Annotated in this window: 8 protein-coding genes; 2 read left to right on the top strand and 6 right to left on the bottom strand. The window is 44.4% G+C overall.

What is annotated here, in order from left to right:
- Window positions 1-410 precede the first annotated feature (410 nt).
- The gene (cyoE, locus tag PAEAM_RS21895; RefSeq protein WP_036608378.1) at window positions 411-1,340 is read left to right on the top strand and encodes a heme o synthase; all 930 of its coding nucleotides are present in this window, start codon (window positions 411-413) and stop codon (window positions 1,338-1,340) included.
- Window positions 1,341-1,457: 117 nt separating this feature from the next.
- Here the strand turns inward: cyoE and PAEAM_RS21890 are convergent, their stop codons facing one another.
- The 4 genes from PAEAM_RS21890 to PAEAM_RS21875 all read right to left on the bottom strand — a co-directional run bounded on the left by PAEAM_RS21890 (window position 1,458) and on the right by PAEAM_RS21875 (window position 7,519).
- Window positions 1,458-3,227: an ABC transporter ATP-binding protein gene (locus PAEAM_RS21890; RefSeq protein WP_100528960.1), complete on the bottom strand. Its 1,770-nt coding sequence runs from the start codon at window positions 3,225-3,227 to the stop codon at window positions 1,458-1,460.
- Complete coding sequence (locus PAEAM_RS21885) at window positions 3,224-4,969, bottom strand: ABC transporter ATP-binding protein (RefSeq protein WP_100528959.1); 1,746 nt, start codon at window positions 4,967-4,969, stop codon at window positions 3,224-3,226. The genes PAEAM_RS21890 and PAEAM_RS21885 overlap by 4 nt, the downstream gene beginning before the upstream one ends.
- A gap of 137 nt (window positions 4,970-5,106) precedes the next feature.
- Window positions 5,107-5,838 (bottom strand): Stf0 family sulfotransferase, encoded by a 732-nt coding sequence (locus PAEAM_RS21880; RefSeq protein WP_100528958.1) that lies wholly within the window; start codon window positions 5,836-5,838, stop codon window positions 5,107-5,109.
- A 445-nt stretch (window positions 5,839-6,283) separates the two neighbouring features.
- Window positions 6,284-7,519, bottom strand: coding sequence for an MDR family MFS transporter (locus PAEAM_RS21875; RefSeq protein WP_100528957.1), 1,236 nt, complete (start codon window positions 7,517-7,519; stop codon window positions 6,284-6,286).
- Between the two features lie 328 nt (window positions 7,520-7,847).
- Here PAEAM_RS21875 and PAEAM_RS21870 point away from each other — a divergent pair, with 328 nt between their 5' ends.
- Window positions 7,848-9,614, top strand: coding sequence for an ABC transporter substrate-binding protein (locus PAEAM_RS21870; protein ID WP_100528956.1), 1,767 nt, complete (start codon window positions 7,848-7,850; stop codon window positions 9,612-9,614).
- A gap of 137 nt (window positions 9,615-9,751) precedes the next feature.
- Here PAEAM_RS21870 and PAEAM_RS21865 read toward each other — a convergent pair whose 3' ends face one another.
- Both PAEAM_RS21865 and PAEAM_RS21860 read right to left on the bottom strand, forming a co-directional pair.
- Window positions 9,752-12,379 carry a PAS domain S-box protein gene (locus PAEAM_RS21865; protein WP_165790009.1) on the bottom strand — a complete coding sequence of 876 codons (2,628 nt, stop codon included), beginning with the start codon at window positions 12,377-12,379 and terminating at the stop codon, window positions 9,752-9,754.
- 271 nt (window positions 12,380-12,650) lie between these two features.
- Entirely contained in the window at window positions 12,651-15,032 is a 2,382-nt protein-coding gene (locus PAEAM_RS21860; RefSeq protein WP_100528954.1) for a polyprenyl synthetase family protein, read from the bottom strand.
- Between the last annotated feature and the right edge of the window lie 30 nt (window positions 15,033-15,062).

The following is a 15,062-nucleotide window of genomic DNA, read 5'->3' as shown; positions in this document are numbered from 1 at the left end:
TAAAAATAACCTCCGCTCTCTCTTAAGAAAGTAATATCGGAGATTTACAAGAACACATTTAAACAAGACTATTAAAGATATCTTATATCTACAATAAACAAAACCTAACCATTTTGCAACATATATCTTTAACTACCTTCTTCAATCCAGCCTGTGTGAGTTGAATAAAAGATTATTTACACTTACACTACAATGACAGAACAAACTTTAAATCACTGTTATACCCGGATTTTTGGATTCTCTCCTGTAACACAGAAATTATTATTTAACAATTAAAAACAACCTTGTTTTTAAATTGTTCACAATCAAATGACATTATTTTAAATACTAAAACGTTAATTAAATCACATAGTGTATTGAATGGTATAATAGCGACATAATATATAAGTATAGATATAGGAAGTGAGTTCTTGAAAACATTGAACAATGGTTCACAGACCAATATCAGCCTGGAGTATAGCTCGATTCCGAAAGTATTCTTCGATACGATCAAAATCGGAATCATCAAGTCCAACCTGATCGCCATGTTTGCGGGTTTAAGTTTGGCTTTATATGTATTTGATGCTTCAATCTTAGCTAATATTGTACCAATCATCCTTTCCTTTATTGGGTCTTCTCTCATTATTGGAGCTGCAGGAGTGTTTAACAACTTGTATGATCGTGATATTGATGCGATCATGGAACGTACGAAGAAACGTCCTACCGTTACGGGACGCGTAGATACCAAGTCGGGTCTAATTCTCGGTATTGCAATCACCATCATCGGGGGCATCATGTTGTACATCGCTTCCCCATCCGCTGCTGTATTTGGTATTTTGGGTCTGTTGCTTTACGTGTTCCCTTACACGATGTGGACCAAACGTACAACGATCTACAACACGGAAGTGGGAAGTCTTTCGGGTGCTGTGCCTCCACTCATCGGTTGGGCAGCCATTTCACCGGAACTGGGTCATTTCGAGATCTGGGCATTGGTCGTTACGATGCTCTTATGGCAAATGCCTCACTTCTACGGGATTGCGATTCGTCGTTTTGACGAATACAAAGCTGCTGGTGTTCCCATGCTACCCGTTGTTAAAGGCATCAGACGGACATACATTCAGACAAATGTGTATCTGGTACTGTTACTGATTTCCAGCTTTTTATTCTGGCCGATGAGTCCATTTGTCGCTATTGTGGCATTTCTGGTTAGCTTGGCCTGGCTCATTCTTAGTGTGGCTACCTTTGATAAGAAAGAAACAGAGAAATGGTCCAAACGGATGTTTATCTTCTCCATTAACCATATCACTATTATCTTTCTGGTCATCATTGCGTATTCCTTGATTGCTCAAATGATGAGATAAAAATATTACCATCGTTACACTCGTTATAACGATAAAAAGCCTTACAGACTGTACTCTTTCAAGGAGTCGTCTGTAAGGCTTTTTTGCTTTTTTATTATCTTTTCTAAATTTTCAAAGCTATCCAACTTTGGCGGGGGTTTGTTCCCCTTGCCACAGCAGCTGCATCTCTTCATTGGTGGCAAGCAATTCGGCTAAACTTCCCTCGGCTTCAATGCGTCCATCTTTCATCACGATAATGTGATCTGCTTTGGAAAGTGCTGCCCTGCGGTGAGAAACTGCGATGCATGTGACATCCGGCTCTTGGAACAGCCCTTCCCATACTTGTTGTTCTGTCTCCACATCCAGTGCACTGGACAGGTCATCAAAGATAAACAGGTCCGCCTCCGTCATTAACATGCGTCCTGTGGCCGCGCGCTGAATCTGCCCGCCTGACAGCATCACCCCTCTTGGACCAACCGGGGTCTCAAGCCCCTGATCCAGATGTTTGATATCCTTCTCCATCACAGCCAGACGAATGGCTTTTTCAAGGGCTTGCTCGGTGTTACCCTGTTTGCCCTGGACGATATTTTCTTTCAACGTATCACTGAACAATCTTGGCACTTGAGGGGTATACGCGGCTCTAGGCGGCATCAGGAATGTGGCTGGATCAACAGCTGCTCCATTCCAGTGAATGTCCCCTTTTTGTTTGGGTAACAGTCCAAGAAGTGTGCGTACAAGCGTTGATTTACCTGATCCGATCCGTCCCGTAATCACAAGAAATTGTCCGCGTTTCAGACGAAAACTGATCTCTTCTATGCCATTTTCAGAATTCGGATATTGATAAGTCAGCTTATTCACCTCAAGAGATTGCAACTTCTCCTTAGGGTCCCTCTGTTCACTTACAAGTTCCGGCGGATCTTCATACAGATAGATTTCCCTCGAATCCATGATCTGGTCTTCTTCCCCTGGGCGGAATAGCTTACGCATACGATCATAGGATACCTTGAGCCTTTTGTGCTGAAACACCATATAACCAAACAGTGAAATGCTAAATCCGATATTGGCCAGATAACTGGTGAATAAGGCAAAATCACCTACGGTAAAGTTACCTGCTTTCATCTCAGCTGCACACATCAGTAGAATCAATCCGGTACAGATACTTAGAACATACTGATTCATCGATCTCATCCACTGCTTGAACAGATTGTCTCGAAGTGCAGCCTGGCGACGATCTTCATTCAACTGATTGAAACGTAAAGAGACATTCTCTTCGGCCTGACCCAGTTTCAGAGCTTGCACAGCTCCAAATGTTTCCGCAATAAAACTGGTAATTCGCCCAGTCGCTTCACGATTAACCTGTGCATACTTCCGAGCCCGATTCCCGGACAGGTTGTTAAGTAAGGTCACGACCACCAATGGTAACACGGCAACCAATGTGATCTGCCAATTAATGTTCGCCATAATGACGATAGACACAACAGCAAATACAAGTCGTCCCCAGAAGTCCACCCATGATTCTACATACTCGACGACTTCATCGACATCATCCCGAAAGCGACTCATCGCCTCCCCTGGTGAAGCCGGAAGATTACGCCCAGGCCAGCGCATGATTGCTGCGAGCATGTTGGTTCGCAAAATCGCCTGAACATGATACAGATACGTGACCCATGCATAAAAGGCTACAAAAAATGTGCCTACCCGTGCCATTCGGACTAAAGCAATAAAGACAAGCGGCACAGCAAGCCACATGTAGTCATTAGAACCCGCTGTTGTCCGATCAAAAAACCACTGCATCCCAATACCAATAGCTAACGGCAAGGAATGAAATATACACCATAACAATCCGTTGATTACAAATAACAAAGGCCTGAATCGAAACAAACGGCCTATAAATCCTGCTACAGTCATGCCAATTCCTCCTCTCGGCCTGTAATCAGCAGTCTGGCATAGTGAGATGCAGGGTTACTGGCAAGTTCTTCTCTCGCTCCAAACTCCAGTACCTTCCCATCACCGAGCACCATAATCCGGTCAACTTTCTCCAGCGTAGCCAGTCGGTGAGCAATAATCACTCCTGTGGATTGTTTCATTAACTGGTCAATTGCAGATTGCAGCATACCTTCGGTCGCAGCATCTAGACGCGATGAAGGCTCATCCAGAATAACCAGACTCGGTTCGGTCAGGAATACGCGGGTTAAGGCAAATAACTGTGCTTCCCCTGCCGACAATGAAGCTCCGCCTGCAGCCAAATACGTATTAAGTCCTTCTGGTTGTGAATTAATCCATTGGCTAAGTCCAAGGCGATCCGTCGTCTCCTTGATCATCTGATCCGATACATCTCCATTGAACAGGGTCAGGTTATCACGCAGCGTGCCATCAAACAACTGCACATCCTGTGTCACCATTCCCACCCTGCGATAGAGCGCTTGTAGAGAAAGCTTCGTGATATCCGTCCCACCTACACGGATCGTACCCCGATCCAGATTGTACAGGCGGAGAAGAACACGACTAAGACTCGATTTACCGCTACCTGTGCGACCGATGATTCCCAGACGTTCACCAGGTTTGATAGCAAAAGTAATGTCCTGCAATACCGGTTTATCCTGGTTATAACTGAAGTGCACCTGACTGAATTCCAGACCAAGAGGTCCTTCCGGCAATTGCTCCTCTGTACCCTCTTCAATCACACTTTGCATGGACAACAGCTCTCTGGAGCGCAGCATGCCGGATTTTGCTTTTTGGAACTCCTGCACCTGATCTCCAAGCATTTCAATCGGATCATTCAGCATCTGCGTATATTGATAGATCAGAAATAATGTTCCGATACTAATTAGACCTTCCATATAATAATGCACACCCAGCAAAAGCACCGCAGTGACCGCCAGTGCGAACAGAACTACGGTGGTATTCCACGGAATAACTCGTAGCAGCCAGGCTTTTCTTCCCTTACGGAATACCGTGCGCATCGTGCGGTAAAAGCGGTTCATCACATACGGCACATGACCATTCGCTTGCACATCTTCAATCCCGGCAATACGTTCTTCAATTAATCCGAACAGAGAGGCACTTGCCGCCCGTTCATTTTTGGAAGAGTCCACGCCCAGATTTCGGATGAAGACCATGAACAGGATCGATAATAATGTGAACACGGTCATAACCAAAGCAATGGGCACATTGACGCTGAACATGAACCCGAGAATTCCGGCCAGCAGTACAAAACTCCCGATCACTTGCACAATGAACATTGCGAAAAAATTGGAGATACTCGTTACGTCACCATCCACACGTTCAATCATCTCTCCAGGTGTTTTCACATTATGAAAACGCATATCAAGACGCAGGCAGTGCTTCAGCAGATCTCCGCGCAGTTGATTCGTGGCCCGCCAGGCCACATCGTTCCCCAAATAACTGACCGCTACCGTGATGAGTTGATTAAACACGGCAACAACCAGAAATATTCCTGCAAGCTGAACAAGATTGGTGAGGACTCCACCACTTGCTGCTGTATCGATAAATCGTTTGATAATCTGTGGATTCAAGAGCTGAAGCCCCGTTGATGTGAGCAACATGATCAAAAGCACGGCCAGCCGTCCTTTGACTGGTTTTAGATAGCGCAGCAGCCAAGACATGGAGCGTTTCTCTGTTTTGGGCATAACCCCTCACCCCTTCGCATAACAATTCTATTCCGTTTTAGTAATTCAAACCACCTTTGTTCCTCACTATGATGAATCATACATAATAACAATAAATGCAACATTTCCTACCCGCGGATGAATCTTTCCAAGTGTGTTTACCATCTTACATTCTCCCATTCTCTCTGGCATTCTTCCCGAAATCGTTGTACCCATTGTTCAGAGATCTCATCTGCAATCGGGTCAAAGGAAGGGGCTGATACCGTAACGCCGTCCGATTGAACATCCAAAAACGCTAACACATCCATGACGGTCCCCTCATAATCTTGTATAAAATCCTCATAAACAATTGTCAGCGGTTCAATGCCTGATTCGGACAGGAAATCTTCGATTGCAGCTTCGCACATGTTACTCTCAACAAGCAGATGTTTAATCGCATCAAAGTTATATTGATCTGCAATATCTTGTATGTGAGGGCGATCTCCATGCTTGCGATGCCACTCCCCCGAAACAATGGCTCTCCACCACGACACCGCCAATCTGACTTTGTTGCGACGTGTCATGTATATATGCTTGTTACAATTCGGAAACCCTGTACTCCATACCTCAGCTCGCGATAACTCTGGTGGCAGATGATAGAGACTACGGAAAGCGTCAATCCATCGTTGTTCAAAATTAATCTTTATGCCAAACACACCGTTCGACGTTGTCCCATGGCTCCAAATATGCTCCAGATCTTCATGCTTCAAATTATCTGGACTTTTAAACTGATAATGCAGCCATTCGCTCGGATAACCGGCTACACCTGTAGAACTTAAAGCGTCACCCAACAGAGTACTGCCCGTACGTTGGGAGAACCAAATGGTATAACTTTGGGCAGGTTGCTTCATATGGTTACCTCTCTTTCTTCCCTTAAAGGTATTTTCATTGCAAAAACCAAAACAAATTCTCCTTTCCATGTGAACAAATTGGGTGGAATGCATGCAAAAAAGCCATAGATGAACTAATGTTCATCTACAGCTTGTAGCCAAAAGAGATCGAATGAAATGCAAAGCATTTCCCGTATCTCCTCTGCATCGCAATAATGATGAGCGTCCACGACAGAGGTGCACAAACATGACTGTCCCAACGCGATCATTGCAAAAAAATTGGATTAATGTCACTATGCTCATGCGTATTCAGTTATCGATTCGAAATCTGTATAGGCATAAACATAATCATCTTCCCACCCGTTTCACATATTTGTTGTTTATTGTATTCGCTGGACTAACATCCGTCAAGATAATTTTAACTGAATTGTTATTTAATTCATGCCATTAAACTTTTCAATTCTCGCTACATATTTAATGATGTAGGCTCTGTTTGTTTTTCTCTAACAACAAGACGTCGATGTGCGATCAGAAGAAAAGGTACTCCCAGGGCAGTCGTCAGTGCAATCGGTAGAAAAACAGCGAAACCATTCTCCGCTCCAAATTGACTTAATAACACCCCGCCCATGACAGGAGCAATGACACTACCGATATTATTGAATCCGATGGTACCGAAATACGTCCCTTTCCATTCCGGCTTTGCAATCCGGTCAATGAGCATATCCATCATGGTGAACAACAACACTTCCCCAATGGTAAATAGTATGACACTCATCATCATCATGAGTACACCTTCAGCGATTCCAACCATCATCAGACTGGTTGCCACCAGCAAGTTACCCACAATCAGAGGAACAAGCGGTGGGAAGTTTCGGAAGGTTCTCACAAGAGGATACTGAATAATCAGTACCGTCACGGCATTCAGGGATAGCATGTACGAGAACATCTGACTTCCGTTCTCAAAGATCGGGCTCCTCGCCAAGTACTGTGCCAACGTAGAACTGAAGTGTCCGTAACCCAGCACACAAAATGTGGTACCAATCAATACCGGCAGAAATACCCGGTCGCGACCAGTGGTCATAAGTGCTTCACGCAAACGTGGTGCGGTTGCCTGATGACGCTCTGGCAGATTGGCATGCTGTAGCTTGAATTGGAGAAATAATACAAGTCCATAGGCTATGTATACCAAGCCGGAAATCACAAACGGAAACGTTGATTCTGATGACCCCAGCTGAAATCCGATAATTGGCCCAAAGACCACACCGAGATTAATTGCAGCATATCTGAGGTTAAACACCAGCAATTTGTTCTGCGGAGAAGTAATATCCGATAACAGCGCTCTGGAGGTGGGCTCAAATACTGCGCGGCATAATCCGTTTAACGTATTGGCAACAAAAAACACCCATAGATGCTCTGCTGCTGAAAAAATAAAAAACACACCTGCCCAGCTAAATACCGAGATTAACATCACGATTTTGCGCCCGATCCGGTCCGAAATATAACCTCCATAAAAGCTGACCATTACACCTGCCAGCGAGCTAACCGCCACAGTAATACCGGTCTGGGTCGGTGTAGCATCTAGTACACGTGTCAGATAGATGGATAGAAACGGGATACTCATTGACGTCACAAGACGTCCAAACATGGTTCCGATAATGATCGTCCATGCCAAGGGGTGGATTTGCCTTAAATATTGCTTCATGCGAACTTCTCCTATTCTTTCTAAGTGCTTCAAAAGCGAACTTTTTGAACAACCTCTACTAATTCGTGTTCAAAAAGTTCGGTTTTCAGTACCGAGAAGATGGGATTAAGCTAGAAATGGAGTAGCGGAGCGTAGGGAAACTACGTGAGCAACGGACATTTCGGCTGAATTCCATATTCGATGCTGATGATGCCTTTAGGCATCTTTCGTAATCAAAAGCGGACTTTTTGAACAACTTCTACTAATGTATAATTGTAAGGATAAAAGGGGGAAAGAAAAGTGTAAACATATGATCACACTTTTCACCTTTAATAGAGGAGTCATGGCCATGGATACCCTGCATACACACTTTATAAGGCTCGCTGGGGCCGAACAACTTTCATTCAAACTTCATGAACCTGTAGCGGTAACGATCGATAGCCTGTCCGCTGCCTTGTGCTGCACCCCCCGCAATGTGAAATTCATTCTCAGAAAATTGGAGGAGCAAGGCTTCATCCACTGGCAACCCGGTCGTGGACGGGGACATCATTCGGAGTTAACGATGCTGCGTAGTATGAATGAAGCGTTGGAAGCGAGTTTTACCGAGCTTTTGGGTAAAGGCAAAATGAAAGATGCCATTGAACTCATCGGAACCGTTCAGATGGATGATACATTGCGAGAACAGCTCATGCTCTCCCTTCATCAACAGATGGGATTTCACGGCCACGATGAAACTGCCTCTGGTCAGGATATCCTGCGCATCATGAGGTCACGCCAGTTAGGTGGTTTGGACCCAGCCTTTGTTTATACTGCATTTGAAACCTACCTATTAAGCCAGGTCTGTAATACATTGATCACTTATGACGCCAAGACAGAATCATTCCTGCCAGCACTGGCGCACATGTGGGAGTGTAGCGAGGACCATCGCTTATGGACCTTCTATCTCCGGAAAGGTGTACGTTTCCACAACGGACGTATCATGACGTCCCGGGATGTTCAAGCGACATTGCAACGATTGATTGATGTACATAGTCCCTCCATCTGGTTATATCGGGATATCGAACGTGCGGAAGTAGCTGGTGATTACTGCATCAAGTTTGTTCTACATCGTCCTAATCGGTTTTTCTTGCATCTGTTCAGTTGTATTCGGATGACAATCCTGCCCTACGATTACAATGTAGCCAATACATTGGTAGGTACCGGTCCTTTTCAGATCTCTGAGCTGAATGAAGATGTGCTGGAGCTTACCGCTTTTGATGCGTACTACGGCATCCGGCCACATCTGGATCAAGTGCATTTCTGGTTTGTGCCTGACCTGAGTCCGAATGATCGCTATTATGATCTACCGGGTACAGATCGATTAAGTCTGGCAACAGGCTGTGATCAGACCAACAGTATCAATTATCCGGCGCTGGGTTGTCAGTATATGCTGTTCAATTTTCACAAGGAAGGCATCCATCATCATCCCTTATTTCGACAAGCCCTGCGTATCGTCTATGATTCGGTCGCACTTGTAAGAGATCTCGGCGGGAATCGGATCACACCGGCCAGCAGCTTTCTGCCTTGGAGAAGTGCAGCCCAAGACTGGACCGCTGCCTCTCTTGAGCATGCTCGTGAATTGCTGCATAACTGTGGGTACCAGGGTGAGAAGATAACATTATCGTATAAGCATAATAAGGATACAGACGTTGCGGAGTGGTTTCAGAGTCGTGCGCTGTCCATCGGAATGAACATCAGCATGCAAGCCGTTGTGGATTATTTCAACTCAGAGGAAACCACAAACGCGCAATTGATCCTCGCTGAAGAGATACTGGAGGAAGATTGGCAGTATGGCATGATTCATTTTTTCAAAAACCTGTCCAACCATTTTCATATGTGTATGTCTCCTGCATTCCAGTCTCTATTGGATGACAAGCTCGATCATTTTGCAAAGCTTCATCGGGCAGAACGTACTGCGCTCCTGGATGAAGCTGAAGCCTTGCTACGTGATCACTGCTGGATCTTGCATGGCTGTCACATGAACAAGCAGGCTGAACTGGATCAAAGCATCTTCGGCATGCAGATCGCAGAATTCGGATATATGGACATCTCCAAACTGTGGATCAAAAATCCTTAGGGATTTGTGCACAGTCGTATATGCGGCATACAGGAGTGGACCAAATCATGGAACAGCAAAAAAAGCCGGTAGCCTATTGACGATAAGCTAGCGGCTCTGTTGCCGATCCGTTTTTTAGTTCAATCAGAGATGAATATTTAGAGATTATTTTTGGTGTAATAGGTCTCCAGCACTTGCATAATGGACTCAATTTTAATTGGTTTGCTGACATACGCATCCATGCCTGCCTTCAAGCAGTTTTCCATGTCTCCTCTTACGGCATTTGCAGTCACCGCAATAATATATGGACAATCCTCAGAGGACTTTAAATCTTTAATCATTTTTGTCGCTTCGAATCCATCCAGCCTTGGCATATGCACATCCATGAAGACAATATCGTATGCATTGTGTTTGACCGCCTCAACCGCCTCAACACCGTCCGCCACATGATCCACGAAGTGCCCTTTTTTCTCAACGATTCTGCTAAGGACGAGTTGATTCACCTCATTGTCTTCTGCAATTAAAATCCGTAAGGCTGATGTTCTGCTCTTCTTCTGCTGTTGATCCAACCTGTTGCTCTCTTCACCGTTATTTAATTTAAATTGGGCGGTAAATATAAATATTGTACCCGGCTCATCGGATTCCTCGATCCAAATATCTCCCTGCATAAGCTCCACCAATTTTTTGCTAATGGCAAGACCAAGACCCGTGCCCTGAGGTTTGCGAGTCATGAAATTCTCCAGTTGGTAGAAAGGTTCAAATAATTGTTGTTTTCTCTCAACCGGAATCCCAATACCCGAATCCTTCACTTTAAAATAAAGTTGTACGGTATTGCCACACTGCTCCTTAATCCCAACGTCAATTTCGACGCCGCCCTCTGGAGTGAATTTAACCGCGTTGCCAATGATATTGGTAAGTACCTGTTTAAGGCGGTAGGCATCACCATACACCGGAGTTGGAATAGCATCTTCTACGCACATACGAACATCCAGCTTCTTTTCACGAGCCAGCGGTTTTACAATTTGCACCGTCTCGGTCACGATCTCTACGAGATCAAAAGGATCTTCAACCAGATCGGTTTTACCTGACTCAATTTTGGAAAAATCAAGAATATCATTAATGATGGCCAGCAAGGAATCTCCACTCTTCTGGATGATTTCGATATATTCCTTCTGTTCCCCGCTAAGTCCAGGAGTATCCAAAAGCAAATCCGTCATCCCAATTACACCGTTCATGGGTGTACGAATTTCATGGCTCATCATCGCAAGAAACTCACTTTTGGCCTTATTCATTCTCTCGGCTGTCTCTTTGGCCACTAGCAGCTTTTTCTGCTCCGTAATATCCTTTGCAATCAAGTAGTACCCGACATTAGAGTTATTAATAATAATCGGAGCAAGCGTAGCCAAGACTTCTGTCTCGGTTCCATCCGTATGGCGAACAGCATTGATTTCCTTTTCAGCCAACTCATTATTACTCCGCAGGATCAGACCCAGATTACTGGCTCCAATGAATCTACTTATGCTTGTGCCCATCATTTCAACCACAGGACAGCCCGTCATTTTCACCGCCACTGGATTCGCATTCATAATATTACCATCCATGTTAAACGAAATAATGGCGTCATGATTGTATTTCTTAAGCGAAGTATATCGCTCCACAGATTCCTGTAATTTAAATTCGATACGTTTCCGTTCAGTGATATCCTGTAGTGTTCCGTTCAGCTGAACTGGCTGCTGATATTCATCGAGCGTGATCAGCCCGCGTAAGTGGAGATACTTCTCATGTCCATCAGAGCTGATATGTTTGTATTCAAAATCGAGCGGTTCACCCTGTTTTACCCCTGTAATATGTTTTTGTAAAGAGGCTATATCTTCGGAATCCATAACATCAAAAACATCACTTATACGATATGGTTTGCAGGTGCGTTCAAGTTCAAAAATCTCAAAGATCTGATCTGAAAATGTAATATGGTCTTTGACCATGTCCCATTCCCAACTACCAATTAAGGCAATACGTTCAGCCTCTGCACTGATGTCTTTTTGTTTTTTTCGTTCGGATACATCTCGTCCAATCGAAAGAATCTGCTGTCCATGCTCAGCATCACCAAAGACCTTGTATGTGGTCTCGAACCACAGATAATGTCCCTCTTTATGACGGACCCTAATATTCAACAGATTTCCTTTAGTCAAGTCCATCTGTGAGATCCGTTCCAGATCTTGTGGGTGGAAATATGCATCATTTTTTTGACCAATTACTTCTTCTGGCGAATAACCCAATAAAAGTTGGACTGAGGGAGAGCAGAATCGACAAACGCCCTCCTGATCAGCAATATAGATGATTTCCTGAGCATGATCTGTAATAAGTTTGAACATTTCTTCACTATGCAGAAGTTTTTGTTCAGACATTTTGCGGTCAGTTATATCAACAATATGGCAAATGAAGTAAAGAGGTTCATCCGTAATTTCGCTACGAACTAATGAAACATGCAATGAAATCCATAAGATATTACCATTTTTATGGATATAACGTTTTTCATATTTATACTCTTTAGATTTACCTTCGAATAGCTCCCAGTTATACATCACATCTTGTGGTGAATCATCCGGATGCGTAATATCCTGGTAGGTGAGCTTCGTTAATTCCTCATAAGTAAAACCCAGCATACAGCAAAATGCGGGGTTCACTTTTCTCCATTCTCCTGTCGGAGCAACGAGTGCAATTCCAATAGGTGCTTGGTTGTAGATCTGCTCGAACAATTCGTGATGGTCGACCTTTTGAACCTGCATTGTAAACTCTCCTTTTGGCATATAAACTCATGTTATAAATAGTCGAAAGTTGATTTTTAATTGGAAGGAAGTTGTTCCACAAAGGATCGGTTCGTTTTAAAATCACAATACCAGCTTAGTACCCAAAAATTCAGTTATCGAAACATATCTTTTCAAAAGTTTGGTGTCTACAAAGTCAAACAAGGCCTGGAATCCATTCATATGGAATCCTGACCTTTGTCGTTATATATCATAATAAGTCATGTGTTGTAAGGGAATGCGAGAAAATGGGTCAGCGCTCCCGCCCAACGAGATAATCCAATAGGTGTCTCAGGAAGGGGATAGGTTTCGGCATCTCGTTCAATGCATCTGTAGCAAGACAATAATGCTCCCACATCGCTTTCTTCGCGCCTTCATCACCCAGAATAGACACAAAGGTTGAATTGTTGTTCCGCACATCCTGACCTGCAGGTTTCCCAAGAATGAGGTGATTTCCCTCGAAATCCAGCAAGTCGTCCTTGATCTGGAAGGCGATCCCCGCATGATAAGCGAACTTTTTCAGCGTAGCCATCTCCGGTTCCTTCACTTGGGCAAGTATGGCTGGCATGACCAGGGCAGCTTCGAAGGCAATGCCTGTTTTGTAAAAACAGATCATGTTCAACTGCTCCAGCGTCAATGCCTTGCCTTTGGAATTCAGATCCATGGCCTGCCCCATACACATATCCTCTGCTTTTTCAGCCGAATACTGAATGAGTCTGAGTACGGTCGCCGCATCAAAGCGATCCAATGAGGATTGCTCCCCAATCGCCTTCTGGATAAGAAATAGACCCGTAAGCTCTGCTGTGGCACTATTGTGCACCTGGTGCAGCGTAGAACGTCCACGCCTTGTCGAAGCATTATCCTGCGTTGGCAGATCATCAAAGATCAGGGAAGCGGTATGCATGTACTCCAGAGATCTTAGCAGCGGAACGATGGATGATTCATGAAGACCATACTCGCGCACGCCCATAACCCAAGTTAATATCGGACGTAACCTTTTTCCGTCGCCTTGCAAACTGTAATTGGCTGCATCGATCAGTGTTTCTTTCATCTCATGAAGGCCACCGGGCTTCGCAATCTGCAACTCCACATTAATCTGTTCGCGAACCGTTCGAATGGTCTGTTTGAACTCCTCTTTCTCCTGCTTGTCATTTTTCAATTGAAGCACAACCTGATCCCGTAACAATTTATCAAGGAAATCAACGTCATCTGCTTTTCGCACCATCTGTTGAACCAGTTGATTGAATTCAGGCTGCCCAGAGGCAAAGATCGTCATCACTTCATCATATTTCTGCTGCCCCAACCGTTCTTTACAACGTTTCAGACCGTTAATGGCACGATCCAGTATGACCTCGCGGGTCTTGGCGTCCGAGTTATATACATCATGGATTAGATGAGAGATGACTGCCCAATACAATTCATATGGATTAATCAAGTCGGGACGCAAATCTCGGTACTTCAAATAATACGTATACGGAGTTACTGCCCCTTCTTCCATATCGTCAAACATATCGGCAAAATCATCAGCCAACTGATTATATATCCCGTAATAGAACGTCCGCAGATCGAATCCTTCATCTACTGGTGCACTGAGAACAGACCGGACGATTAATCGGGAAGAAGAAGATTTGATAATAATCGGAATGTACAATTCTTCATTCGAATAATTCGCATTGGCTAATTTCTTGTTGCGATCGATCTCCTGAGACTGAAAGAACACATAGGATTGCTCTAAAAACGTGCGCTGTTTCTCTGGATGCTGGTAGTTCTTGATGTACTCAAATGCTTCCCGAAGCTCCGAATGTACATATTCAATTACTTCAAGGTTGCTGCCTTTCCACTCCCCCAGATCAGGGACGACCCCGGTAAGAAGTGCATCACGTATCATCAGGGAATATTGTTCTTTTTCCTGAACAGTCAAAGCTTGAGAATCCAACAGATCATCCACAAATGGATACGTCAAACCGTACGAATAACCAAGTCGAATCGCCGCATCAAATCTCCGGGCACGTTCTTCAGGTGGTGTCTGCTCATTCATCTCATCGTCCACATGAAGGACCACGCCGAGAATGATCTTGATGAGCTTCCGCTGTGCCTGCTCTGCATCCAGCTCCTTCGGGATGTTGGATGCTACGTTTTTTAATTTGTTCATCACCCAGATGACAGCGGATTCTATGTGCTCTTTCTGTCCCCACCGGTACAACGCAGCCAGACTGATATAATCAGTCTGTCCTTTGCGCCCAGTGGCAGAGCGCATAAAGTATTTTTTGGTATTCTGGACAACGTTCTGAATTCGGGTCTGCGTACCCGGAGAATCAAGGGCTTGCCCCAGATCTCGCATATAAATATAGGAGATACTCCGATCCAGGTAATCATCCAGCTTTCCTGTCGTATTCAGCCAGTGGATATATCTATGAACATCCCGGGGATCCGGTTTTCTTTTGGTAGGTGATAAAAGAGAAAGCCAGGCAAAACGATGAATATGTTTCTTTTGCCATACATGAATATCTTGGGTAAGTGCTGTCGTATACGTATTATCCATAAGTTGCTGCCTAAGAGAGGTGAAATACTGAGATGCTTTCTGCTCAGCTAGCCGATATCCTGCATCAGCCTGTTCTGTAAGTACGTTAATCATAGGGTGGATACCTCAACTTCTATTAATGTT

The sequence above is a fragment of the Paenibacillus sp. GM1FR genome (genome assembly GCF_002803315.1).
In the GTDB taxonomy this organism is placed as follows: Bacteria; Bacillota; Bacilli; order Paenibacillales; family Paenibacillaceae; genus Paenibacillus; species Paenibacillus amylolyticus.
The sequence above is the reverse complement of the archived record's forward strand: the minus strand, read 5'-3'. Positions and strand labels throughout refer to the sequence as shown.